At 39.5% G+C, this 25,587-nt stretch carries 16 protein-coding genes and 1 riboswitch; of the genes, 12 read left to right on the forward strand and 4 right to left on the reverse strand.

Annotated features, from left to right (window positions below; genetic code table 11):
* Positions 1-606: 606 nt before the first annotated feature.
* From BK581_RS14515 to BK581_RS14550, 8 genes are all read left to right on the forward strand, one after another.
* On the forward strand, positions 607-2,232 hold the full coding sequence (locus BK581_RS14515) for a GGDEF domain-containing response regulator (protein ID WP_169837721.1): 1,626 nt from the start codon (positions 607-609) through the stop codon (positions 2,230-2,232).
* Entirely contained in the window at positions 2,232-3,281 is a 1,050-nt protein-coding gene (locus tag BK581_RS14520) for a HEAT repeat domain-containing protein (RefSeq protein ID WP_078578836.1), read from the forward strand. Before BK581_RS14515 ends, BK581_RS14520 begins: the two co-directional genes overlap by 1 nt.
* Positions 3,278-4,696: a glycosyltransferase family 2 protein gene (locus tag BK581_RS14525; RefSeq protein ID WP_078578837.1), complete on the forward strand. Its 1,419-nt coding sequence runs from the start codon at positions 3,278-3,280 to the stop codon at positions 4,694-4,696. Before BK581_RS14520 ends, BK581_RS14525 begins: the two co-directional genes overlap by 4 nt.
* A 296-nt stretch (positions 4,697-4,992) precedes the next feature.
* Positions 4,993-6,630, forward strand: a complete 1,638-nt coding sequence (locus BK581_RS14530) for a response regulator (RefSeq protein WP_078578838.1) — start codon at positions 4,993-4,995, stop codon at positions 6,628-6,630.
* Entirely contained in the window at positions 6,630-7,679 is a 1,050-nt protein-coding gene (locus BK581_RS14535; RefSeq protein ID WP_078578839.1) for a HEAT repeat domain-containing protein, read from the forward strand. The genes BK581_RS14530 and BK581_RS14535 overlap by 1 nt, the downstream gene beginning before the upstream one ends.
* Complete coding sequence (locus tag BK581_RS14540) at positions 7,676-9,097, forward strand: glycosyltransferase family 2 protein (RefSeq protein ID WP_078578840.1); 1,422 nt, start codon at positions 7,676-7,678, stop codon at positions 9,095-9,097. Before BK581_RS14535 ends, BK581_RS14540 begins: the two co-directional genes overlap by 4 nt.
* Before the next feature lie 16 nt (positions 9,098-9,113).
* A complete protein-coding gene (locus BK581_RS14545) occupies positions 9,114-9,476 on the forward strand; it encodes a response regulator transcription factor (RefSeq protein WP_078578841.1) in 363 nt (120 codons plus the stop codon).
* Complete coding sequence (locus BK581_RS14550) at positions 9,473-12,334, forward strand: ATP-binding protein (RefSeq protein WP_078578842.1); 2,862 nt, start codon at positions 9,473-9,475, stop codon at positions 12,332-12,334. The genes BK581_RS14545 and BK581_RS14550 overlap by 4 nt, the downstream gene beginning before the upstream one ends.
* Before the next feature lie 690 nt (positions 12,335-13,024).
* On the opposite strand, the gene BK581_RS14555 is transcribed toward BK581_RS14550, so the two are convergent.
* Complete coding sequence (locus BK581_RS14555) at positions 13,025-16,267, reverse strand: hypothetical protein (protein WP_078578843.1); 3,243 nt, start codon at positions 16,265-16,267, stop codon at positions 13,025-13,027.
* Between the two features lie 291 nt (positions 16,268-16,558).
* On the opposite strand from BK581_RS14555, the gene BK581_RS14560 reads away from it, so the two are divergent.
* Both BK581_RS14560 and yidC read left to right on the forward strand, forming a co-directional pair.
* On the forward strand, positions 16,559-16,933 hold the full coding sequence (locus BK581_RS14560) for a hypothetical protein (protein ID WP_078578844.1): 375 nt from the start codon (positions 16,559-16,561) through the stop codon (positions 16,931-16,933).
* Positions 16,867-17,688 carry a membrane protein insertase YidC gene (gene yidC, locus BK581_RS14565; protein ID WP_245829063.1) on the forward strand — a complete coding sequence of 274 codons (822 nt, stop codon included), beginning with the start codon at positions 16,867-16,869 and terminating at the stop codon, positions 17,686-17,688. The genes BK581_RS14560 and yidC overlap by 67 nt, the downstream gene beginning before the upstream one ends.
* Positions 17,689-17,813: 125 nt before the next feature.
* Here the strand turns inward: yidC and queF are convergent, their stop codons facing one another.
* Positions 17,814-18,302: a preQ(1) synthase gene (gene queF, locus BK581_RS14570; RefSeq protein WP_078578845.1), complete on the reverse strand. Its 489-nt coding sequence runs from the start codon at positions 18,300-18,302 to the stop codon at positions 17,814-17,816.
* Positions 18,303-18,619: 317 nt separating this feature from the next.
* Here queF and BK581_RS14575 point away from each other — a divergent pair, with 317 nt between their 5' ends.
* Entirely contained in the window at positions 18,620-19,825 is a 1,206-nt protein-coding gene (locus tag BK581_RS14575; RefSeq protein WP_407690339.1) for a class I SAM-dependent rRNA methyltransferase, read from the forward strand.
* Between the two features lie 105 nt (positions 19,826-19,930).
* Here the strand turns inward: BK581_RS14575 and BK581_RS14580 are convergent, their stop codons facing one another.
* Positions 19,931-21,625 (reverse strand): methyl-accepting chemotaxis protein, encoded by a 1,695-nt coding sequence (locus BK581_RS14580; RefSeq protein ID WP_078578847.1) that lies wholly within the window; start codon positions 21,623-21,625, stop codon positions 19,931-19,933.
* A complete protein-coding gene (locus BK581_RS14585) occupies positions 21,619-23,277 on the reverse strand; it encodes a pyridoxal phosphate-dependent decarboxylase family protein (RefSeq protein ID WP_078578848.1) in 1,659 nt (552 codons plus the stop codon). Before BK581_RS14585 ends, BK581_RS14580 begins: the two co-directional genes overlap by 7 nt.
* A gap of 87 nt (positions 23,278-23,364) precedes the next feature.
* Positions 23,365-23,452, reverse strand: a riboswitch (cyclic di-GMP riboswitch).
* A gap of 382 nt (positions 23,453-23,834) precedes the next feature.
* On the opposite strand from BK581_RS14585, the gene BK581_RS14590 reads away from it, so the two are divergent.
* The gene (locus BK581_RS14590) at positions 23,835-25,484 is read left to right on the forward strand and encodes a glutamine--tRNA ligase/YqeY domain fusion protein (protein WP_078578849.1); all 1,650 of its coding nucleotides are present in this window, start codon (positions 23,835-23,837) and stop codon (positions 25,482-25,484) included.
* Positions 25,485-25,587: the final 103 nt, after the last annotated feature.

The raw sequence follows: 25,587 nt of genomic DNA on the forward strand, positions 1-25,587 counted from the left end.
AGAGATATTCTTTCCGCACTTTTTGACTTGTGCAAATGTGGCAAATGATGAACAGGCGTATAAACCCCTCTTTTTTTATTGTTTTTAACATATTAACCAAAATTATGAATAAACCCCCTCATGATGATAGCTCCCAAAACAACGACTAAAGACACTGAAAAAGGTAAAACAATCACCTCACTAAAGCCATGGTAAAGTGCGTTAGGAGTGAGAAGACTAAGAAGAACGCCGAAAGAACTAGTAAAACTACCAACATGGTAAAAAGATAGTAGAGCTAATGGATTTGTCAAAGCATGTCGTCTTCTAATTTATAGAACGCCATTTAGGTTCTTCTGTCGTTGTGTTAAAAGGGTTTGTAGGTGATAAAGAAGTAAAGGAAACAAAGCTAAATATGACAATTTAATAAAAAACAAGTAAGTAGAGCCGTGTTAAAAATTCAGGGAGGAATACCCACCCATACCCCATGAACCCTCAGTTCTAATGACCTGTTCATCTAATACTTTTCTAGGTGAATTAAGAAAAAGTGTCGTTTTTTGTTAAAAACGGTTGTATAATTGCGATAATTCAAATAACAGCTTAGTGATCCTCTAACAAGGTGGGATGCATGTGAAGAAATACCAAGAGATGATGTATAGCCAAATACGAGAAACACTTAATAGTTGGCACAGTGAAAAAATTGTGCATAGACACGATATTTACCATTTTTTACATAATGTTAGAAGGACGGCTGATGTTATTGAGATGAAGGCTCTATCTGAAGAAGTCATGGCTCTTCTAAAAGAGATAGATACACAATCAGAACAATGGTGGAACAAATCTGAATGGTTACCAATTGTAGAGCGTATTGAAAGAATATGTAAACCTGACTTATTAATTGGAGAAAAATCAAGGGATTGGTCTCTTTTGGATAGGGTAAGGCAAAAGGAGCTGCCCTTCATTCTTGTTATTGATCATGACTTGAAATTCATAAAGGGAATTAAAACATTTCTTGAAGAGGAGGGTTTCAAAGTCGTCACGGCTTTATCAGGTAAAAAAGGTTTTGAGCTGTTTTATCAAGTGAAACCGAGTTTAATTATCTTGGGTCACGTACTACAGGATATGAATGGTATTGCATTTCTTGAACAAATGACTGTAGATGCGCAAAAGGAGATGACTTCAATTGTTATGGTCAGTTCTTCTTGTTGTGAGAAAAATCGTGTCAAAGCCTATGAACTAGGAGCAACAGATTTTATTACTATGCCATTGAACATGAATGTTCTTGTCCCCCTCCTACATAATCGTATTCGTTATCGCCAGCATATCATTAAGCAAATTGGTGAAGATGAATTAACGGGAGCGTTTAATAGAAAATATTTAGAGTGTGAGTTATCTTACCAATTGACCATAGCGAAGCATGATGACAAAAATAAGTTATTTTCATTCGTAATAGTTGATTTAGACCGTTTTAAAATAGTAAACGACCAATTCGGACATGTGAAAGGCGATGAGGTTTTAAAAACATTTGTTAACATGTTTATGCTAATTAAAGAACCGGCGGATACGATTAGTCGCTATGGCGGTGAGGAATTTGCCATTGTGATGCCGGATACGACTGAGGAAGAAGCACTTAAACGCATTGAAGCTTGGCGAGATATATTTAACAAGAAGACTTTTATGGCAGGAAAAACATCTTTTAAGGTGACGTTTTCCGCAGGGATCAAAGAAGTAGGAAAAAAAGATGATCAAATAAAAAGTGTCATAGAGAAAGCAGATAAAGCTTTACATTTTGCAAAAAAAATGGGTAGGAATAGAAGTGAATGTTATAAAGAGACCTTAGAATACGTTGACTTTAAAGATTTTGTTACCATCATTATTGTGGATGACGACGAGATAGTCAGGCAAGTGATGACTTATCACTTTAAAAAACGAGGAGAAGTGGCGGGGCGCCGTGTGAAAGTTCGCACATATTCAGATGGTATTTCGCTTTTAGAAGGGACTTGGTACCAACCTGACAAGCAGTTTATGATTCTATTAGATGGGAGAATGCCGAAGATGGACGGGATAGAAGTGTTGCAAAAACTACGAGAGACTTATGGCAATAAAAACATTGTTATCTCTATGCTGACTGAAAAAGGTGAAATAGATGTTGCAAGAGCATTGAATCTGGCGGCCGATGATTATATGTTTAAACCTTTTAATGTGAATGAAGTGACCGTTCGCGTAGACAGGCTGATTGAAAGAGTGCTTAATTGATGGTTAATAATACATTACTCATAGTGGGTGTCTTACTTATCATCCAATTAAGTCTGCTCATTTACTTATATACGGAAAAAAAATCGATCATTAAAAGAAATGATGAAGCCAACAGCTTATTTCAACAGCTTTTCCCTAAGTACCTGCCATTTTTAACAGGTGATTCCGATATAGAACCATGGCTTCCTCAAAAATCAAAATTAAAGCAGGTAGTGTTGGAGAGGATTCTCACTGGCTTTGCTCATGTTGTGACCGATCCCGTTGGAAACCAGCGAGTAAAGGAAGTGGCAGAGTGCCAGTTGTTAGATTGTTATCGTAAAACTCTTAAAACAGGAAACTGGTCTGAACGACTAAATGCGCTTTATTTAATAGAAGAGTTCATGATGGACGCTTTACGAGAAGATATCAAAGAGCACTTAAACTCAGTTGAGACGATGGATGAAGAATATAGACAAACATTACGGACACTAGCGTCTTTTGAGGAAGAAAGTTTGCTTGATTATATTCTTAGTCATCCCCATATGTCTCAGCGGCTGATTAAAGAAATAATGCGAAGATTGCCTCTGAATATTTTAATAGACTTAATGGGTATGATCAAAGAGAAAGGTGAAGAGACTCCTGGGGCCGTTAAATATGCGTTTATCGATTATTGTGGAGAAGCCGGTTATTATGAATTATTGCCATTTGTTGAATCAATGCTTGGCGACACCTCTAAGGAAACGCGTATTAAAGCATTGAAAAGTCTCTATCACTATCAATATTGCACGAGTCCAGAGTTGATCATCCCATTCTTTACCTCTGTAAATTGGGAAGAGCGTTTATATGCGGCGAAACTAACAGGGGAGATGAATCTAACTGAGTTTAGTAACTACCTCATGCTACTTGCAGGTGACAGAGTGTGGTGGGTGAGATTTCAGGCATGCGAAGCGATAAAACAAATGTCAGATGGAAAGATATTACTGACTTATTTAACTGAACGCCATGAAGATGTATATGCACAGGATATGGCAAAGCAGTCGCTAACAATGAGAGTGGGGGGACATGTATGATAGACAAAGAGTGGCTATCACTCCTCACATTGATACTTGCGGTTATCGCTATCATATATATGGTTACAGTAGGTCTCATTTATTTAATCTTATTTTTGATCGCAAGTTCGCGTATCAAAAAGGAACGTTTTTTAAATCAGGAAGAGTATGTAGAGGAACTTACATCTAATAAGGATACGTTTCCAGTGTCTGTTCTCATACCAGCTTATAATGAAGAAGTTGGCATTTACACTACCGTCCGCTCTATGCTTGGGTTAAATTATCCACAATATGAAATCATCGTGATAGATGATGGTTCAAAAGACAATACGAGTGGAAAAGTGATTGAAGAATTTAAAATGACGGAAATTGATGTAGCTTTACGGAAATATTTTAACACGAAGGATGTCATCAAAGCTTATCAATCGACAGTGCATCCGAATATATTTCTGTTAAGAAAAGAAAACGGAGGCAAGGCGGATGCCTTGAATGCTGGGATTAATTTCTCTCGTTATCCTTATTTTGCAGCAGTAGACGGTGATTGTATTCTAGATCACGATGCCCTCCTTAAAGTAATGAAACCTATCATTGATTCAAACGGTTTAGTCACAGTTACGGGCGGAACCGTCCGTATTGCCAACGGGTCAACTATTACGAGAAGCCAAGTAGAAAAAATAGCTCTCCCTAAAGGGCCGATAGTACTTATGCAAATTATCGAATATTTTCGCGCCTTCTTAATAGGGCGGCTTGGGTTAAGTCGATTGAATATACTATTGATTATTTCTGGGGCTTTTGGTGTCTTTGAAAAAAAGAGAGTCGTGAAAGTTGGTGGTTACAACACTAAGACCGTTGGCGAAGATATGGAACTCATTGTCCGTATGCACCGTTCGATTAAGGAAGAAAAGTCGAACCAAAGAGTCGAGTATATACAAGATCCTGTATGCTGGACAGAAGCCCCTGACAATGCGGCAGTCCTTCGTTCTCAGCGGAAGCGGTGGCAACGGGGTTTGGCAGAGACCATCTGGCTTCATAAAAAGATGCTGTTTAACCCAAAGTATAAGGGAATTGGCCTGTTTTCGATGCCCTATTATTTAATTGTGGAATTATTAAGTGCCGTCTTTGAACTTGTTGGTTATGTTGTGATTATGAGTGGACTGTTGTTTTCTTTTGTATCACTGGATATAGTGATTGTCATGTTTATAGTGACTGTTTTTTATGGCTCCTTGTTATCATCATTGGCCGTCTTATTAGAGGAATGGACTTATCATAAATACCCTGATACCAAAAGCTTAATTGTCCTTTTTTTCTGGGCATTAACAGAATCATTTTGGTATCGTCCCCTCATGGTATGGTGGCGCTTTTCTGGTTTAATTCAATCGTTAACAAAGAAGGCGGATTGGGGCAATATGAAACGAAAAGGTATTTCTACTGATTAATGAGAGTGGGAAAAAGTGAATCACATAGCTTGCAAGAAATTTCCTCTTCTTTTTTAGACTATGATAACGTGTGAATTGCTAGATGAAAATTAATGAATAAAACGTGATACGACGTTGTTTTCTAATCTCATACTAAAAATCAATAGGTATTTAAACCCCATTTACAGCTAGTAAATGGGGTTATAGTGCTAATGTCCTAAAAACGCTATACTTTTTGTTTAGAAGGCATGTATAATGGCTTTAATATAGGCCATAACGTAACAAGCTTAAGGATCCTTTAACAAGGTGTGATAGATGTGAAAAAATATCAACAAATGATGTACGATCGAATCAAAAAAACGGTCGGAAATTGGCGAAATAAAGGAAACGTTCATGAATATGAAGTTTACCACTTATTGCATAGTATCAAAGGGACAGCTGGCACGATTGGGATGGATAAGCTCTCAGAAGAAGCAGAAGCTTTACTTGATTATACTGATGTCGAATCAGAGAAGCTATGGGGAAAGACAGAATGGTTACCGTTTGTGGAACGGATTGAAAGTGCTTTTGAACCGTCCCTATTTCATGATAAAACCGATGAAATGACACAACCAATAAACCTTGAAACACCAGTGAGTCAGGCAGATGTACCGTTTATTTTAGTTATTGATGATGATGTGGAGTTTGTTACCCACACCAAAACCTTCCTTGAAAGGGAAGGGTTTCAAGTTGTCATTGCTTTAACGGGAGAAAAAGGATTAGAGCTGTTCTATCAAGTGAAACCGAGCTTGATCATCTTAGACCAAGCCCTTCCAGACATCGATGGTATAGAACTTCTTAAACAAATTTTCGTAAAAGCTCAAAAAGATGTGGTACCGATCGTGATGGTGGGGACATCTGATTATGAGGGGAATCGCATTAAAGCTTATGAAATGGGGGCGACAGATTTTATTGCTAAACCCTTAAATATGAACGTTCTTGTCCCTTTCCTTCATAATCGTATACGGTATCGAAAACATATGCTGAAACAGATAGGTGAAGATGAATTAACGGGAGCGTATAATCGTAAATATTTAGAACGTGAACTTTCTTCTCAGTTGGTAATGTTGAAGAAGGATGATAGAATGGCGGCTTTATCGTTCATTATTGTGGACATTGATCATTTTAAATCTGTTAATGATCGCTTCGGCCACCCAAAAGGGGATGAAGTGTTAAAAGAATTTGTCCATTCGTTTATGAAAATCAAAGCGCCATTGGATACAATTAGTCGTTATGGTGGTGAAGAATTTGCCATTGTGATGCCTGGTACTTCCAAAGAGGAAGCCTTTGAGCGTATTAAAGCGTGGCGCCAGTTGTTTAGTAACGTCACATTTACTGCAGGGGATAACACGTTCAATGTCATGTTTTCAGCAGGTATTAAAGAAGTGACGGTCAATGATGACCACTTAAATCGAATTATTGAGCAGGCTGATAAAGCCTTATATCATGCGAAAGAGACGGGAAGAAATAAAACGCAGTTTTACGAAGAAGCGCTGGAATATACGGAATTAAAAGATTTTGTGACGATTATTATTGTGGATGATGATGAGGTAGTAAGACAAATGATGACGCATCATTTTAATAAAAGGGGAGAGGTAGCTGGACGCCCTGTTAAAGTACGAACATTTCCAGATGGGGTAGCATTCTTAGAAGGATCTTGGTATCAAACTGACCAGCAATTTATGATTCTTTTGGATGGGAGAATGCCGAAGATGGATGGTATTGAAGTCTTGCAAAAGTTGAGAGAAACATACGGCAATAAAAACATTGTCATTTCTATGCTCACAGCAAGAAAGGGAGAGGTTGAAGTCGCTAGAGCGCTCAACCTTGGAGCGGATGATTACATGGTAAAGCCTTTTAATGCCAATGAGGTGGCTGCCCGTATCGACAGACTACTTGAAAGAATGTTTAACTAATGCTTGAACTCGTTTTATTACTAACACTCGGCCTTTTCGTGTGTCAACTGCTCTTACTTGTTTACTTATATACGACGAAAACGTGGGCAATAAAAAAAGATAATACAGCTAACCGATTGTATCATGAGCTGTTCCCTGATTACCTCTCATATTTAACAGGAGACACTGATATAGAACCTATACTTCCTAAAAATGATGAGTTAAAGCAAAAAGTACTTGAAAGAATTCTCTCAGGGTTTACTAATATTATGACTGACTCAGCAGGGAAGGCGCGTATTCAGCAATCAGCTGAAGCACATTTAGCTACGATTTATCGTAAGAAGCTCAAATCTAGTAATTGGTCTAAAAGAATGAATGCTCTTTATTTAATTGAGGATTTTATGATGCTTTCATTAAGAGAGGATGTCAAAGAACATCTTCATGCCATTACGATTATCGATGAAGAATATCGGCAAACATTGCGAATATTGGCGTCGTTTCAAGAGGAGAGTTTACTTGAATACATGTTTAGCCGTCCCAATATGTCTATAGGATTAATCAAAGAAATATTACGCAGATTGCCTCTGAGCTTTTTAACAGACATAATGGTGGTGCTTAAAAAAGATGAGGATGACGTTCCTTACGCGATTAGACAAGCTTTCATAGATTACTGTGGGGAATCTGGTTATTATGAATTTCTTCCTTTTATTGAATATATGCTTACCCATCAATCTAAAGAAACGAGGATTAAGGCGTTAAAGAGCTTACATCAATATCAATACTGTTCTAACCCCACTATTATTGTCCCATTTTTTACGTCAGAGCATTGGGAAGAGAGACTACATGCGGCTAAGCTAACAGGGATGATGAAGCTCACAGAGTTTAGCGATTATCTCATTCTTCTTGCAGGTGATCGTGTTTGGTGGGTGAGATTTCAAGCATGTGAAGCCTTGAAAAAGATGACAGATGGGGAAATTCTGCTTGCCTATTTAAGTGAGCAACATGAAGATATGTATGCAAAAGATATGGCGAAACAAACGCTAACGATGAGAGCGGGTGGACAAGTATGACCGGCGAGGAATGGGTATCATTAATCGTCAATATAACAGCTGTTAGTGTCATCCTTTATATGGGGTTAGTTGGGCTCACCTATTTGATTTTATTTTTAATTGCCGGCCCGCGAATCAAAAAAGAACGTTTCTTAAATCAGCAAGATTATGTAGAAGAGATGGTATTTAATAAGGATACTTTCCCTGTGTCAGTACTGGTACCAGCTTACAATGAAGAAGTCGGTGTATCCACTACGGTCCGGTCGATGCTGGGTCTGAGTTACCCACAATTTGAAATCATTGTCATAGATGACGGATCAAAAGATAATACAAGTGGCAAAGTGATTGAGCAATTTAAAATGAAGGAAATAAACTTAGCTCTACGTCGATATTTTGATACAAAGCAAGTGACGAAAGCCTACCAATCGACATTATATCCGAACTTATTTCTATTGAGAAAAGATAATGGGGGGAAAGCTGATGCCTTAAATGCCGGCATTAATTTCTCACGCTATCCTTACTTTGCAGCAGTAGACGGGGATTGTATTCTTGACAGTGATGCTCTCCTAAAAATCATGAAACCAATTATTGATTCAAACGGCTTAGTGACAGCTACTGGTGGGACGGTTCGTATTGCAAACGGTTCAACGATTACGAAAAGCCAAGTTGAGAAAATCGTCCTTCCAAAAGGCCCCATTGAGTTGATGCAAATTATTGAGTATTTTCGAGCTTTCTTAATTGGTAGATTGGGATTAAGCAGAATGAATATCCTGCTGATTATTTCAGGAGCCTTTGGTGTTTTTGAAAAAAATAGAGTTGTTAAAGTTGGCGGATACAATGCGAAAACGGTTGGGGAAGATATGGAATTAATCGTGCGTATGCACCGGTCGATTAAAGAAGAAAAATCTAAGCAAAGAATCGAGTATATACAAGATCCTGTTTGTTGGACAGAAGCACCTGATAGTGCGGCCGTCCTTCGTTCACAAAGAAAACGTTGGCAACGGGGATTAGCAGAGACTTTATGGCTTCATAAAAAAATGTTGTTCAACCCGAAATACAAAGGGATAGGGCTCTTTTCTATGCCTTATTATTTATTAGTGGAATTGTTAAGTGCTGTTTTTGAACTCATCGGTTATTTTGTCATTTTATTCGGCCTTATATTTTCTTTTGTATTAGTGGATGTAGCGATTGTGATGTTTTTGATGACCGTGCTGTATGGATCACTTTTATCCTCATTAGCAGTGTTACTTGAGGAATGGACCTACCATAAATACCCTGATACAAAAAGTTTGCTTGTGCTGTTTTTTTGGGCGTTAACAGAATCTTTTTGGTATCGTCCTTTAATGGTGTGGTGGCGTTGTAGTGGCTTGATTCAAACATTTACTAAGAAAGCCGATTGGGGAAACATGAAACGAAAAGGAATCTCATCTGATAGCTAATGGTTGGAGGTAGAAAATGAGTAAAATTCTTGTAGCAGACGATAGTGATATTTTAAGAATGTTAATTGTTGATACATTAGAAGAAGAAGGAGAATGGGTTGTTGAAGAAGCGGAAGATGGGAGAGAGGCGCTAAACAAATTAGAGACAGGCATTTATGATTTAGCGTTACTTGATTATATGATGCCAGAAATGACAGGTATCGACGTATGTGAAAAAGTATCTCCAGCTGTAAAAGAACAAACGAAGCTAGTGATGCTTACGGCTAAAGCGCAAGAGAAAGATCGGCAAGAGGCAAGGGAAGCAGGGATTGTTTACTTCATCCCGAAGCCATTCAGTCCTGAGGAACTAGTCAGAATTATTAAGGAGCTTCTCTCATGAAAGGAAGCTACATGTGGAAGCGAAAAGGCATAAGAGCTTATTTTTTACGAACATCCCTGCTTCTTTTAACTGTTATTCTTTTCATTATAGGGGCGTTAAGTGTTTACACGTACCATGAGCAGAGTCAATTAGCTGAAAAAAAGCAAGAGTTAAGAGACAAAGCAGAGCTTACAGAAAGCATTAATAGTACATTAAATAACCTTATCTTTCGTGGAAGAACCTATTTAGCATTTCAAAGTGAAGAAGACTTGGAACGGGTCTTTATCCATTTATCTGGGCTGGACCTATTGCTTAATCAAATGAATGCTTACACGTTGTCAGCAGATGAGGAAGTGCTTTATCGTCAGCTTGAAGAATTCATTGTTAATTATGAATTTTCTTTAATGCCCCAAGCCATATCGTTTGTAGAAAATGATGATTATGAAGGGCTGCGGGAATTTTGGAATGAAGGAACAAATGAGTCTGTTATGAGCTACCTTTCGCGCACAGCCGCGATGGAAAATAAACTATCATCTCAAGTGACGAACCTCTATGATGAAACAGTTGAAGCGGCTAATTTTCAAAGTTTTTTAGGCTTAATTTTAATGGGCGCGACGATGTTGCTTTATATGATAGCTCTTTCAGGTGTGTTAACCCGATTAGTTAAACCTCTGGAAAGCTTGACTGAAGCAGCTGATGATTTGGCAGCAGGTAGAGACGTCACACTAGAAATTGTGGATCGGCAAGACGAGCTCGGATCATTGTCAAATGCCTTTCATAATATGGCTAGGAGTATTAGTGAAAAAGAAGAAGAGTTAACTGCGCAATATGAAGAATTGCAATGCCAACAGATAGAATTACAGCAATACCTTACGTCTATGAAGACGTCCAATGAAAAACTTGAATTATTCAATCAGCTAAACCATGCCATCTCACTTAGTCTAAATAAAGAAGCTTTTATCACCTCCATTTTTAATTACATTAATAAGCTTTATTTATTTGATAAAAGTATTTTTACGCTCACTTCTGAGCGGATTTATAAAGCGAGGGGAGCTTCAGAAAAAACGGTAGATCGCTTTATTCAATCGGATAAAAGTGATTTAATTATTCGCTTGCAACAGGATCGTCATGTGGTAATTAAGCGAAAATCGGAAAATGCTGAACAAGGAATGGCTGATGACCCGATTGATGTGTACGATCTTTATTCAGGCGTGATGGACGCTGAAAAGAAAGTCATGGCAATTTTTTCTGCAACACGGATTGGTCAACCGTTTTCAGATGAAGAGATAAGTGAAATAGACGGTATTATGAATAGGGCGTCACTTGCATTAGAGCGCACGGTTATTTATGAAGAAATGGAGACATCGCGTAAACTGAGTCAGGATATTATTGATAACCTTAATGAAGGCATCATGTTTGTCTCCGTTAAAGGCGAGGTACTGCAATATAATGAGGCTGTTTGCCAAATGGTCAAGTGTGAGGGTGTGCTTCGTGAGGAGAACGTGGATCTACATGGATGGTTTGATAAGTTTACTAGGTATGTTCAAGATTCCGACGGTTTAGCAAATTTTATTAGCAAGTTTATTAATGACGATATTCATGGCACGATGAACTATCAATATGAAGTAGAAACAGATCGGGACGTCCGAGTCATAAACGTCTATGGCACGAGTGTGTATCATAATCAGGAGAGAGTTGGCACCATCTTTGTGCATCGGAATATTACGAAAGAATATGAGTTAGACAAAATGAAATCTGAACTCGTAAGTACTGTAAGTCATGAACTGCGAACCCCTTTATCAAGTGTACTTGGTTTTACAGAGTTATTGCTAACTAAAAGCTTGAAACCGGAAAGACAAAAGAAGTATTTAGATACGATTTATAAGGAAGCGCAGAGGCTGACGAACTTAATTAATAATTTTCTCGATTTACAAAGGATGGAAGCTGGTACACAAGCTTATACTATGGAAACAAAACGAATGGACAAGGTCGTTATGGACGTCATGAACAACTTTAAACACGAAAAACAACACTATTTAAAATTTGTTGATGAAAGCTTAGATGCTAGAGTGAAGATGGATGAAGCTAGGATTCAACAAGTGCTTACAAATCTTCTGAGTAATGCGATTAAGTTTTCTCCCGATGGCGGAGATATTACAGTGACCCTAAGAAATCATGATAGTATGTTGATGGTCACCGTGGAGGACGAGGGGCTTGGTATTCCAGAAGAGCACATGGATACACTTTTCAGTAAATTCCAACGAATTGACCAACACGATCGGAAAAAAATCGGTGGTACAGGGCTTGGGTTGGCTATCTCTAGGGAAATCATTGAAAATCATGAAGGAAGTATATGGGTTGAATCTGAATTAGGAAAAGGAACCACTTTCTCCTTTAACTTACCACTTATGCGTCACGTGATTACGGCGACAGAGCAAGAAGGCGCTCCTATTTCGCAGAAGGGCTCTGTAATGATTGTTGAGGATGACGCCAGTTTAGCGCTCTTACTTTCTGAAGAGCTTAAAACAAACAGATTTCGAGTTATTCACCATTTTGATCCAGTGAGTGCTTATCACGATAGTGTTCAACAATCATTTTCCGCTATTGTTGTCGATTTAATGCTCGGTGAAGAGATGGATGGCTGGGACTTAATTAAGAAACTAAAAGAAACACCTGAAACTCAAACAATTCCTATTATTATCTCATCTGCTCTTGATAAATCCGAAGATAAAATGAGGGAATTTGGTATTAAAGATTATTTGACAAAGCCTTATCCACCTGACGAATTGTCCAAAACACTGCTACAATTCGTTAGCTCAAACGAAAGGAAAGAAGGAGAAGTACTGTTCCCAGATGACTCTCCACCTTCTGTTTCATAAGCTTATATTTATTAAGAGAAGAGGTGTCCTACTAGCGTACGAGCTTTTGGGGGCATCTCTCTTCGTTTTATAATAATGAGGCATCTAATGGAAGTGGGTGGGAGTGAGATAAATCAGATGTTGTTTAAGGAGTGAAATAAAAAGCCTCGCCTTACAGCGGGGCTAAGTAACAGAAATGTTTTATTATAATCTGTATAGTTTTAGGTAAGAAGTCTTGTCAATAATTGAGTCATTAATGAGGGTAAAATAAGCGGAGATTTTTCGGTTAGATGGAGAAATGAGCTCATTCTGGAGGATATAAGGGGGAATTTTCCGGTTATGCAAAGAAAAATGACCCATCTCTCAGATTATCCGGGTCATTAGCGGAATCTCTCCGCCTAATTAAGCTATTGTCAAGGCTAATAACTATTTAAGAGAATTTTTTCCGTCTATTTCTCTAATCGGATTTTTAACTTGTTCCCAAAACCGATAAGAGCAATGGGTATTATGAATGGTAGTGAGTTCTAACATATTAAATTTAGTGATATTTTCCTTTTTAGATAAATTTCAATTGGTCCGAATGGAATCGCCTCTTCCTATGTAGTGTTGAGCTAACATAGAAAGAGTCGGTTACCTTTTTAATAAAATCAGGTTGATTACGTCATAAAGGCTGTCATCTCTTGAAGGCTGCCAACTAAATGACGATGTGACTTAATCAATTGATTCGAAAAATTGCTGCATCATACGATAAGATTGCTTTAACCTTTCCTCATACTCTGGAAGCTGCCAATTGACCCACGTGTAACGAGCACTTTGCTTGTCACTAAAGTGATCTATAGTGGCGTTATCATTTGCCACTATAGCAGTTACGTCTAGACCATCAATCGTTATAGAGGCTTCAATCCCTTCTTCCCACATATCCCCGATAAATTCTTTCTGACTTGGGTCGCGAGCGTTTAATAGCATCCAAGGAATCCGGATTTCTTGGATGCCCGTTTCCTCTGAATAATAATAATCCGCTAACGAATCATAATCTGGATCTTGAGGGTCACCGACACCAAATCGAAGCTCTCCTGTTTCATAGTCTTCAAATGGAAAGGTTTCTCCTGTGTCAGGTCTAATGAGTGCTTTATTTAATGCTAATCGAATGGGATGGAACGTCTTATGCTTATTTTTCATGTCATTCTCTGTGTAGTCAATCATGTCCAATCGTCCAGCATAGTCATAAAAGAAAGAATCGTAATCACCGACGATTTCAAGCGCTGCTTCTGTTTCACTCTTAATAGTCAGACGGAAGTCAGCTAGGAACGGCTGATCATCATTTCCTTCAATAGTCTGAATCGGAACACCTTGTTCTTCACGGACGCTTATATAAAGCTCATATTGATGGTCTTCCCAAAAGGCGTCACTTAACTCGTCAAAATGTGTTTTAATGTACACATAGCGTTCGTCATGATCCATCGTCATCTCCCGCATGTGGCCATCTTGCTTCTCAAAAAGACGATAACCATCTGTCCAATCATCTCGGCCATTCACTTTCACTTTCAATCGATCAAAGCTTAGGAGGCCGAATTGCTGCTCATTCGTTTGGGCATTTGACCAAAAGGGACGCCTGTCTGCGTTATCATAATCCATCGTGTTCCATGTCCGCTTAAACCATTCATCTTGCCACGTAAACACAAGACCACCCAACATCTCCTCTTCTAAAATATCGTCGAACAAGCGAATGAGAATCTCCCCTTGCTCTGATTCCGATATAAATCCTTGATCCCAACCGAACGGGTTACGATGTGTTTGCCCCCGAGAGGCAGGGATGCCAAACTCGGCAATTAATACTGGCATCTCATGGGCAGCGTGGAGGTCGTGTAAATAGCCTGCATAGTTATTGGGCTCTCCTCGATGATCAATAAATTCTGTGTATTTTTCTTCTAAGTTTAAAAAATCAGGATAATAAGGATAAACGTGATAAGACGCAAACATGCCAGCTTCTGCAATATCACTTTTTACTTTAATTGTATTTGGATCTACAGACGCCATATCCTCTTGTTCATTTGGCTCTGCCGGCTGATCAAGGTTGTCTGTCGTCACCCAGTTTGTGTAACTGAGCGGTCTCATACTGGCGTATTCTTCAATTTCATAACGGGTCAGGACCTCGAACTGTTCAGCGAGCCAAATTTCCATTGGAGCAGCCTCTTCTGTGTAGACATAGTCACCTTGATAGTCAGGCAAACCGTCATAATCAGTCGCCATTTGATCCACCATAAACGGGTACCACTCTATACCAATAATCCATCCGATCACATACGGCGAAATGTCTATGTTGTACGTTCCTGAAGCATGGCCTGGCTCAGGTGGGACGACCGCATTCCCGTGTATGACGTCCACCACCTTTTTCATTTCAGCTTGAAAGGTTGCTACAATCTCTTCATCAAAGGCGTCCAGCGTTTCTTCTAATGGCTCCTCATCAATCCATATGCCATGCAACAAATAAATAGGCTCTTCGGCAGTAAGGTTGTAATCATACAAGGCTTCATAAAAAGCTGGTGGATGGAGGGTATATATACGGATAGCATTTGCATTCATTTCTCCAATAAGTGTGAACCAACGGTCATACTCATCACGGACAATGCCCGCTTCACCAGGGAATGTTCCAGGCTTGCCCATGCCAAGGTTGACGCCTTTTAATGTGAGCATCTCCCATTCACCGTCTTTAAACACTTCGTACATATTCTCGTGTATTCGGGCGGGATAGGAGATATTATGATGTTCCGCTTGATTCACACTAGTCACTTCCTCCTTTGTCAAGGCGTCATTCGCTGGATCAGGCTGTGCCATGTCAAAAATACGGGTCATCATCGGACTATAGGTGTTCCAAAAGAAGCTTGTCTCAACAGAAAACTGCTCTGAAGCTAAAAGTCCTTTTAGCTGCTGAAACCCTTTTGCCTGATAAAAGGAAGGGATTGCAGTTATATCAGCGTAATCACCGGCAAAATAAAAAACATTCGCTTCATTTACATGATGGTGTAGGATAGCTGGAAAAGTAGCTGGAATGCCAGCATCAGCTAATGTTTGTTTGGCGTGATTCGTCAGATCCCACTCATAATAAGCGAGTACATGTTCTTCAGACTCAGGTTCAAGAATGTCGAACCAGTAATGGTAAGGCTGACTCACGGTTAAATCAAACATCTCAGTCCCTCTGTCAGTGAAAGCTAAACGGATATCAGGTGTGTTTACATCACCGTTTTCTTGAGACAGTACGATTACGTCATTTGTAAACTCATTAATAAGAATGAATCCCTCACCATGATAATCCCAATTGTTTTCTTCGCCTTCGTAAAGGGATATGAGCCATTGGGGAACCTCCCCTGTTTCTGTGGACAGATCAATGGCATAACGCCCTATCCAACCTGACCAATCCACCTGCAAAAAACTCGTCACACTTTCCCTAACGTCGGCACTCGTTGGAGATGCAAACGAATTAAATTCCATAACGAGATCTGTCCCGTGTTGTTCAACGGCATTTTTAATTAACTGCCACTCATCAAGTTGTAAGCCCCCGTTTATGAGAGTAGGAGGGGTATCATCATTTTCTGCCTCTTCTTCGTACCACGGCACCTCTTCTTGATAAACGCCGTACGTATCCGCCACATAGATCAAATCTTTTTCATTTAAATTTCCAGGGAAGGGCGTAATCTCAAAAGTCTCCTCTTCTTCATTTGGTTTTAATCCGATGTAGTCTTCGGCAATTGTGTAACGTTGGCCGTTTGAGTGTGTAAAACGGTGATGGTTCAAAAGCCAGCTAATACTTCGGTGCTCTCGATAGCTTTCATCAGGAACAGTTTTATTAATAATCGCTACATCAAGAGGTCGTTCACTTGACAACGACCAAATAAAAACAGGTGATAAACAGATCATGACAATGATAATAATAGTACTTAAAATAAGTTTAATCATGTAATCTCCTTCGTGGCTAGCAGGAGTATTTTAACGCCAGCTTAACCACACAAATAATCAATTATATATCCTTATTATAAGGCTAATGACCTACCTGAGACAGAGGCTTTTACGCTCCCTTAAATTGACAAATGGTAAGAAAGATCTAACGCATGCATGTCTGAGATTGTCACAAATCATGCTTTGACTTTTTCTAGAAAATCAACGATAATTAGTTTGGTTGATAGACGTTTTAACACTAACGGTTGCACGTGTAACTGTTTTGATCATAATTAAAGGAGGTGAATACAGATGATGGTAGAATTTTATCAAGATTTTCTTCCTGTCCTCATTACGGTTAGTTTATATATGACTTTTGCTGGGGCCCATATGATTCGTTTCATGGCCCATAATTCAGCAGCTGCTGGCCGGTTTATCATGCAAAAAAAGTTACCGTCTTGGCATACACAACTACTTCCAGAAAAAATGCTGGAAGATCGGCGCGGTGCCCGTCTCTCATGGTTGACGAGAATGACTGGCCGGAAGGAAGGGCCTGAAGATGATGCTGACTATCTATCCTCGAAGGAAAGTTTATTACTAACACTTCGAGGAGGATTTACGTGGGAAAAACATCTGTATTCACTCGTCATAAAAAGGCCATTGTTCTCATTGCAGCAGCCGTATTAATGATGCTGACGCTGAGTGGCTGTCAAGCAAGTACTGAGCCTATCGATTCTGAAACAGCAGGGTTCTTTAATCATTTTGTTGTGTTTCCGTTCTCATTTGCGATTAAATTTCTTGCTGGGATTTTTAATGGAAGTTACGGATTATCGATTATCTTTATGACGTTTATTATTCGCTTGTGCCTGTTGCCGCTTATGATGAAGCAATATAATAATCAATTGACAATGCGGGAAAAAATGGCTGTGCTGAAGCCAGAAATGGACGAGGTGCAAAAAAAATATAAAGATAAGAAAAACAGGGAAGACCAGCAAAAAATGCAGCAGGAAATGATGGCTCTATACCAGAAGCATAACTTCAACCCTTTAACTTCAATGGGTTGCTTGCCGATGCTGATTCAATTTCCGATTCTTATCGGGTTTTACTGGGCCATTATGAGAACACCTGAAATAGCACAGCAAACCTTCTTATGGTTTAACCTAGGGGAAACGGATATGATTCTGCCGTTTATTGCAGCTGGGGTTTATCTCATCCAGTTTAAAGTGTCACAAAAAGGCATGGATCCAGCTCAACAAAAACAAATGGCGATACTAGGTTATATCACGCCGGTTATGATGGGTATGTTTTCATTCAATGTGGCTGCGGCTCTACCTTTATATTGGTCTGTGGGTGGACTTTTCCTCATCATGCAGACACTATTATTCAAATGGCTTTATCGTGAAAAGAACGAAGCATTAAAAGCAGTTGTTGCACCTAAATAACAATAAAAAAGCCCGCTATATCCTTGTATAAGGATGCAGCGGGCTTTACATATTACTAAATAGAGGCAAACGAGAGTGGCGGTAGTAGTCCAGTCTCTTGTAGTATTGATAAACATTATAAGAACTTACCTATGATCAATCGTTTCAGGATAGAGATCATGCTGAAGCAAGCGTTGCTCTGCAAAAGCTTCCCATTTTGAATCGGGTTTCCCATAATTAACGTAAGGGTCGATGGAAATGCCGCCACGGGGGGTGAACTTACCCCATACTTCAATATAGCGAGGGTCCATTAATGACACGAGGTCATCGAGAATCGTATTCATGCAATCCTCATGAAAATCCCCATGATTTCTAAAGCTAAATAAATAAAGCTTTAATGATTTACTTTCCACCATTTTTTTATCAGGGATGTAACTGATATAAATTGTGGCAAAATCAGGCTGTCCCGTTTTTGGACAGAGACTTGTAAATTCAGGGCAGTTGAATTTTACAAAGTAGTTACGGTGCGGATGCCGGTTTTCAAATGCCTCCAAAATCTCTGGAGCGTAGTCTGTTTTATATTCCACCTGTGTATTACCTAATAATTGTACTTCTTCTTCTCGGCTGTGAGCCATCGTAATTCCTCCTCAGTTGAAAGATATGATGTTAAGGAACGGTGATGATTTCCTTTATTTTAAGGTTTATACCTTTGTGAAAATACCAGCTGTTCAACAATTTACTGTAGCATAACCGGGAGAAAAAAGTAAGTAGGAACGATATAATAGAAGTTATACAACCATAGTGTAGGTGGAAATTTTTAATCAGGCGGGGTTGAGAACCACCTGATTTCTCGATGTCTTAGCTTGCTGAAACGAGTTTACTATGTCACCGTGCCTTCCTTTTACTGAAAAAGTTTTGTATGATAGACGTTGATGAACGGAGGGACATATGGATGGAAACGACCATTAAAATAAATATGCGTTTTTCAAAAAAGTATCGAGCTGGGTATCCACTGTTACTTAAAGAAGCAGTTGTTAACCCAAACAAACTCGTTGAAGAAGGACAAATTCTAAATGTTATTGACGAAGAAGGAACATTTATTGGGAGAGGTTATTATGGCTTGCAAAATAAAGGACTTGGCTGGATTCTCACCGATAAAAAAGATGAAGCTGTTGATGAAGGGCTATTCCGACGTAAATTGATCAAGGCATTTGGAAGGAGGCGTCCGTTTTTTGAAGACGAGCGTACTACTGCTTTTCGTCTCTTTAACGGAGAAGGGGATGGTATTGGCGGATTGACAATTGATTATTTTGACGGCTACTATTTGATAAATTGGTACAGTGAAGGAATATACCGCTTTAAAAAGACGATTATAGAGGCTCTCGCGTCACATTCTGCCTATCGGGGGATCTACGAGAAGAAGCGATTTGCTACCGATGGTAAATATGTAGAAGACGATGATTTTATTATGGGGGAACGGGGAGAGTTTCCACTTATCGTGAAAGAGAACGATGTGAACATTGCTGTCTATTTAAATGAAGGTGCAATGGTCGGGGTGTTCATGGATCAGCGACACGTTCGTGAAGCTCTGTTTAATAAATATGCAAAGGGAAGAACAGTCCTTAATACGTTTTCATATACAGGTGTGTTTTCAGTATTTGCTGCGTTAGGCGGTGCTGAAAAAACCACAAGTGTCGATTTAGCGAATCGGAGTCGGGAGAAAACGATTGAACAGTTTAGTATTAATAAAGTAGATCCAGCCAATCAGCACATTATCGTTGAGGATGTGTTCGCCTTTTTCAAACGGGCGGAGAAGCGGGGCGATCGTTATGGACTTGTTATTTTAGACCCGCCTAGCTTTGCCAGATCTAAAAAATATACATTTAGCGCTGCAAAAGACTATTTAGGATTATTACAGCAAGCCATTCGCCTCACTGAAGAAAATGGCATTATAGTTGCTTCTATGAACCATGCTGGTGTGAGTCGAAAAAAATTTCGTAGAGTTATCGACCAATCATTTAGAGAAGAAGGGGTAGGCTATAAAATTTTAGAATCGCATAGTCTTCCAGAAGATTATCGCATAAATCAAGACTATCCAGAGGGTAATTATTTAAAAGTCGCTATCATTAATCGACTGGGTCACTGGGAGGAAGAATAAGTTTCATGCGGGTTTGACAGCATGATGTTAATATGAGATCTACCACCAAAAAACCTAGCTGAGGCAATTTTGCCCGTGCTAGGTTTTTGAAGGTGTTCAATGCTATTATTTGTTCTCTGTATTGAACTTTTGAACCGAATGTTGTAATTGTTCAGCCATTTTAGACAATGATTCAGACGCACTAGCCACTTCTTCCATAATAGCGGTTTGTTCTTCGCTCGTTGCAGAAACGCTTTGAATACTACTGGAAACGTCGTTGGATATCTCTGTTAATTCAGAAATGGTTTTAACGTTAACGGAAATAGCTTCGTCCATCATCGCCAATGCTTCTTTAATGCTATTAACTCTGTTAGAGGAATCGATCGCTGTTTTTTCAATTCTTTCAAACGATTCATTAGCTTGATTAACAGCTTCAGTACCTTCCTTCACAGCTTGATACCCTTCAGTCATAGTTTCAACAGAAGCGATAGCTTGATTTTGTACTTGTTCGATTTTTTCTTTAATCTGATTAGCGGCAGTTCCAGATTCTTCAGCTAATTTTCGTACTTCATCAGCTACGACAGCAAAGCCTTTCCCATTTTCTCCTGCTCGAGCTGCTTCAATTGAGGCGTTAAGAGCTAAGAGGTTCGTCTGGTCGGCAATACTAGTAATGATCGTTACAATTTCACCAATTGCACGCGACTCTTCTTGCAGCTTTGAGACAACATCTGCAGATTGGCTAACATGCTCGTTAATCGCCGTCATATGGGTTATCGCTTGATCAATAGAAGTAGCGCCTTCTTTAGCAGCATGGGCCGTTTCTTCTGACATTTGAGCTGTGGTTGCCGCTTCATTGGCTACTTCGCCCATCTCAACAGACAAAGCTTTACAATAATCATTTAAGCCTTCCATACGTTCTTGTTGATCCCCTGATGAGGATGCGATCATTTGAATCGTTTCACTTACATGGGAGATGGATTCACTCGTCTGCTCGGAACTCGCAGAAAGTTCTTCCGATGTGGCAGCCACTTGGGTTGCTTTATCCCCAACTTGGGAAATCATCATACGTAAGTCACGAACCATTTTATTAAAATGTTCCGATAGCTGGCCTAACTCGTCTTTAGACGTGACGTCAATATCCTCAATGTTTAAGTTGCCTTGTGCCACCTTTTCTGCATGGTCTGCCAGTGCTGTAACAGGTAGGCTGATTTTACGAGTAATGACAATAGAAATCACGATAGAGGCGATAATCATACCGCCAGCTAGGATGAGAGATATGATAATTCCCCGGGTACTAGCTGCACTCACAAATGAGGCATCACGATCTAATCCAAAAATGGCCTCCGTTCCTTCAACTGGTGAGAAATAAGATTTAAATGTTCCGAATTCATCTTCATAGATCTCACTTATAGCATCCGTTCCTCCCATAGCTGTGTGCATATCATCAGAGAAGGTGTAGGTCTCCATCGTCTCATCGTATTGGCTTAAGGCAATGATATACTCTTCATTACCTGATTGACCCAATACGTAAGCATTTGCTACACCTGAAGACTCTTGGAAACTGTTAACCTCACTCTGAAGTTCTGCAAGGGCATTGCTGTCACCTTCATGAGCCGCTTGGACTAATTGACTGTCAATACTATCGCTCATCAGGCTCATATTCACTGTCAAGGCGTCTTCAAAGCTAGGAATCACATAATCATCAATTAACTGGCTGGAAAAGTAATATATGACACTGCTAAAGATGAGAGCAAAGAGAATCATAGGTCCCATAATACCAAGAAGAAACTTTTTAAATAACGATGATGAAACGTTTAACATGAGAACGTTACCTCACTTTCTGTTGATTTAGTTGCTTCTACCGCTTCTTGTATAAAGGTGATCACGTCAGGAATGTGATCTGTTTCCGTATAAGGTGAGATCGTAAAAAACTTAGAGACGTAAACCGGCTGCAATTCCCCATCATTTTTACATGGGACAAGATCAAATTTCTTTGTGTCACCTAGGAAAATACGGGCTCTATGGGCACCGAAATATTCGAAGAGAGCTTCATTTCTTTTATTTGTTTCCATTATTTGTTCTTTCGTTAACTGGCCCTCTACTTCCATTTCCCAATTGTTAGTCTTGCTATACAGCCTAAAGGCTGTCACAGGACCGGGGTTTAATGGATTCGTGACACATAACTCAGGTAAAGTTGCTTGAAGCTTTTCTCGAAAAACAAGATTGACTCTTACATAGTTAGCCAACAGTATTTGATAACCTTCTACCCCGAAAAGTTGTAACGCTGCCATAATGGCAATGGAGCTGGCCATTCGTGAGCATTCTAATGTGTAGCTTGTGTGATAGTCACCGTAACCTCTGTCACCGACATATGGTGATTCGGCAGCATCTAAATCAATTAATGACAAATCTTCTTTGTTTTTCACTAAGAAAAGACTGGTTGCATAAGGTGTTTGACCGAGCTTTTGGAAATCAAAACATAAGCTGTCAGCTAAGTGTAAATGCTGCATTTTAGAGGTGATTATCTGCAATCCAGTAAGCACCTTTTCTTCAAAGTTTAACGGATTTACCTTAAAATCGTACGCGTTAAAAAAGGCATAGAATCCTCCGAGAGCTGAGTCAGCATGAATATGAACAGGAGGTAAGCCATGCATATCTGTAAGGGCATTTGTCGTATCTTTGATTGCCTGAATATTGTCAATACCAAAGTTATCAGTTGTACCAGTTGTAGCCACAACGTAAACAGGTTTACCTCCTTCTTCAATCACTTTTGCCATTTTAGAGGCAAGATCTTGTTCGTCCATGGCGTGATCTCGCTTTGTACGAACCTTAATCACATGGCTTCGTCCAATACCAGTGGCTTCAGCTGATTTAATTAAACTATAATGGGCTTGCTCAGAGGAGAACACATACAGATTATCAGGAACACCGTGCTCCACTGCATCAGGACAATGTTTTGCAATAGCAAGGCGGAGTCCCGTAAAGACAGCTCCTTGTCCACCCCATGTTGTATATCCCCAGCTCTCATTGACATCAAAGCCAGCAATACGTGACATCATGGCAATGACTTTCGTTTCTGCCTCCGCACCGGCCGGACCATAAACATCCCATAAATTATTCCCATTCAATAGGGAGGCTGTTAGTTGACCTATGAGTCCGGGAATACTTGCCATCGGAAGGACATTCGTCAAAAAGTATCGGGAATGATAGGGGTGCCCTGTCATTAAGCTTGTCATACTGTCTACTAAGTGAGACAGACTTTCACCCTGTAGGGGGACTTCAGCTGTTTGGATGAGCTGCTGATAAAAATTTGTTTCACGCTGTTTCTCATGTCCTAAACTAGCGTAATCTGGACGCTTCATCCCATCCATTTTTTCTAGAAGAGTGGTAATTAATTGCAGGAAATTCTCTCTGCTTTCACGATTGCCATCTTCACTAGGGAAAAGCTTTTGCACGTCATTAAGTGATTTCATTCAGTAACCTCCAATCATATTTTTAAACATAAAAAAATCCCCACTTTAATAATGGGGGTCCGGTAACATACGTAAAACGCTAATATGTTAAGCAACTCAGCCATCTTAACTTTTTAAAAGCGTTAGACCTGGAGCTTTGCGTCCCTGTTTTTCAACAGGTTTGCCCATTATTATTGTGTTATATTGAACATAATTAAAAGTATCACAATAGGACTAAAGTAATCAATACATTTACACATTTGTCACAAAATATGCCATTAAATGCTTGTAAGTCCTATCTTTAGGTCATGGATAATTAGTGAATGATTAGGCCTTTCAGAGGGGATGGCTACAAAAAAGAAATAAATGAAATTACGCAACGAGTGAAAAGTAAGGTCATCCATAGATATCCAGTCTTATTTATGATATAACGAATAATAGACATGTTATTTAAACAGATTAGTTACTTTTGTCGACTGCTCAGTCGTATCGATGTTAATAAAGTGGCTCTAAAAATGTAGACTATTTTAAAGATGGTAATCATGAACAGAACTTTTGTGATAGAAAGGTGTAGAGACATGAGTGAAAATGTAAATAATTCATCACATTTCATTAAGTATATTGTGCAAGAGGACTTGGATGAAGGAACCTACGAGCATGTAGTGACACGGTTCCCACCAGAACCAAATGGCTATTTGCACATCGGTCACGCCAAATCAATCGTCTTAAACTTTGAGTTGGCAGATGCTTTTAACGGCAAGACGAATCTTCGGTTTGACGATACAAATCCATTGAAAGAAGACCAAGAGTTTGTGGATGCCATTAAACAAGATATTCAGTGGCTTGGTTATGAATGGGACGGTTTATTTTATGCGTCTAATTACTTTGAAGAGATGTATGAACGTGCCGTATTGCTCATTAAGAAAGGCCTCGCATATGTAGAAGATTTAACACAGGAAGAAATCCGCCAGTATCGGGGTACCTTAACTGAGCCAGGTAAAGAAAGTGAGTCACGAAGCAGGAGTGTTGACGAAAACCTTGCACTTTTCGAAAAGATGAGAAAAGGTGAATTTGCCAATGGAGAAAAGGTGCTTCGGGCTAAAATAGACATGTCATCACCGAACATTAACTTGCGAGATCCTGTCATTTACCGAATTTCTCATACTGAACATCATAATACCGGTGACAAGTGGTGTATTTATCCAATGTATTCCTATGCGCACCCACTTGAAGATGCCATTGAAGGTGTAACACATTCCATTTGTACGTTAGAGTTTGAGGATCAGCGGCCATTGTATGACTGGGTAGTGGAACATACAGAAATAGAAGGTACGCCAAAGCAAATTGAATTTGCTCGGTTGAATTTGACAAATACGGTCATGAGTAAGCGTAAATTGAAACAGCTCGTGGATGAAGGCTATGTGGATGGCTGGGACGATCCGCGAATGCCTACCCTGTCAGGCCTAAGACGCCGTGGATTTACCGCTGATTCTATTAAAACATTTTGCCGCGAGATCGGTGTAAGTAAAGCGGACAATCTTGTAGACGTACGCATGCTAGAGCATTTTGTTCGTGAAGATTTAAAATTACAATCACCGCGCACGATGTCCGTTTTAAAACCCTTGAAAGTAGTCATTACGAACTATCCAGAAGGGGAAGTGGAGTGGTTGGATGCTGAGGTTAATCCTGAGAATGAAACGATGGGGACACGGCAAATTCCTTTTTCACGGGAAATTTATATTGAGCAAAGTGATTTTATGGAGAACCCGCCAAAAAAATACTTCCGCCTCTTTCCAGGTAATGAAGTGCGTTTAAAGCATGCTTACTTTATTAAATGTGAGCAAGTCATTAAAGACGAGGAAGGCAATGTCATTGAGCTTCGCTGTACGTATGACCCAGAGACGAAGAGCGGCAGTGGTTTTACAGGACGTAAAGTGAAAGGGACACTTCATTGGGTTGAAGCAACTCATGCGAAAGAAGCCGAATTCCGCTTATATAATTCCTTAATTGATGATGAAAAAAGCGGTGACGACTTCCTTGATGCCGTTAATCCTGAGTCATTGGACGTTGTCCATGGCTATGTAGAGCCGAACATGGCTGACGTCAAAGGGAATGATAAATTCCAATTTTTCCGTCACGGTTATTTTAACGTTGATCCGAAAGATTCTCATGAAGATAAGCTTGTCTTCAACCGAATTGTTGAGTTAAAAAGTTCATTTAAGTTATAAGCGGAGCAAAATAAGGGCAGATAACAAAAGCTTGTAGCTAGCGAACTGTGTACAGACAAAAAATAAAGAAAACACTTGGGCAGGAGATTATTTCTTCTGTCCC

It is taken from the genome of Salipaludibacillus agaradhaerens (assembly GCF_002019735.1).
Classification (GTDB): domain Bacteria; phylum Bacillota; class Bacilli; order Bacillales; family Salisediminibacteriaceae; genus Salipaludibacillus; species Salipaludibacillus agaradhaerens.

Bases quoted from the DNA above. Each gene is read 5' to 3' on its own strand.
- BK581_RS14520 (WP_078578836.1), top strand. From the start codon at position 2,232: ATGGTTAATAATACATTACTCATAGTGGGTGTCTTACTTATCATCCAA.
- BK581_RS14525 (WP_078578837.1), top strand. From the start codon at position 3,278: ATGATAGACAAAGAGTGGCTATCACTCCTCACATTGATACTTGCGGTT.
- BK581_RS14535 (WP_078578839.1), top strand. From the start codon at position 6,630: ATGCTTGAACTCGTTTTATTACTAACACTCGGCCTTTTCGTGTGTCAA.
- BK581_RS14540 (WP_078578840.1), top strand. From the start codon at position 7,676: ATGACCGGCGAGGAATGGGTATCATTAATCGTCAATATAACAGCTGTT.
- BK581_RS14545 (WP_078578841.1), top strand. From the start codon at position 9,114: ATGAGTAAAATTCTTGTAGCAGACGATAGTGATATTTTAAGAATGTTA.
- BK581_RS14550 (WP_078578842.1), top strand. From the start codon at position 9,473: ATGAAAGGAAGCTACATGTGGAAGCGAAAAGGCATAAGAGCTTATTTT.
- BK581_RS14555 (WP_078578843.1), bottom strand. From the start codon at position 16,267: ATGATTAAACTTATTTTAAGTACTATTATTATCATTGTCATGATCTGT.
- BK581_RS14560 (WP_078578844.1), top strand. From the start codon at position 16,559: ATGATGGTAGAATTTTATCAAGATTTTCTTCCTGTCCTCATTACGGTT.
- queF (WP_078578845.1), bottom strand. From the start codon at position 18,302: ATGGCTCACAGCCGAGAAGAAGAAGTACAATTATTAGGTAATACACAG.
- BK581_RS14575 (WP_407690339.1), top strand. From the start codon at position 18,620: ATGGAAACGACCATTAAAATAAATATGCGTTTTTCAAAAAAGTATCGA.
- BK581_RS14580 (WP_078578847.1), bottom strand. From the start codon at position 21,625: ATGTTAAACGTTTCATCATCGTTATTTAAAAAGTTTCTTCTTGGTATT.
- BK581_RS14585 (WP_078578848.1), bottom strand. From the start codon at position 23,277: ATGAAATCACTTAATGACGTGCAAAAGCTTTTCCCTAGTGAAGATGGC.
- BK581_RS14590 (WP_078578849.1), top strand. From the start codon at position 23,835: ATGAGTGAAAATGTAAATAATTCATCACATTTCATTAAGTATATTGTG.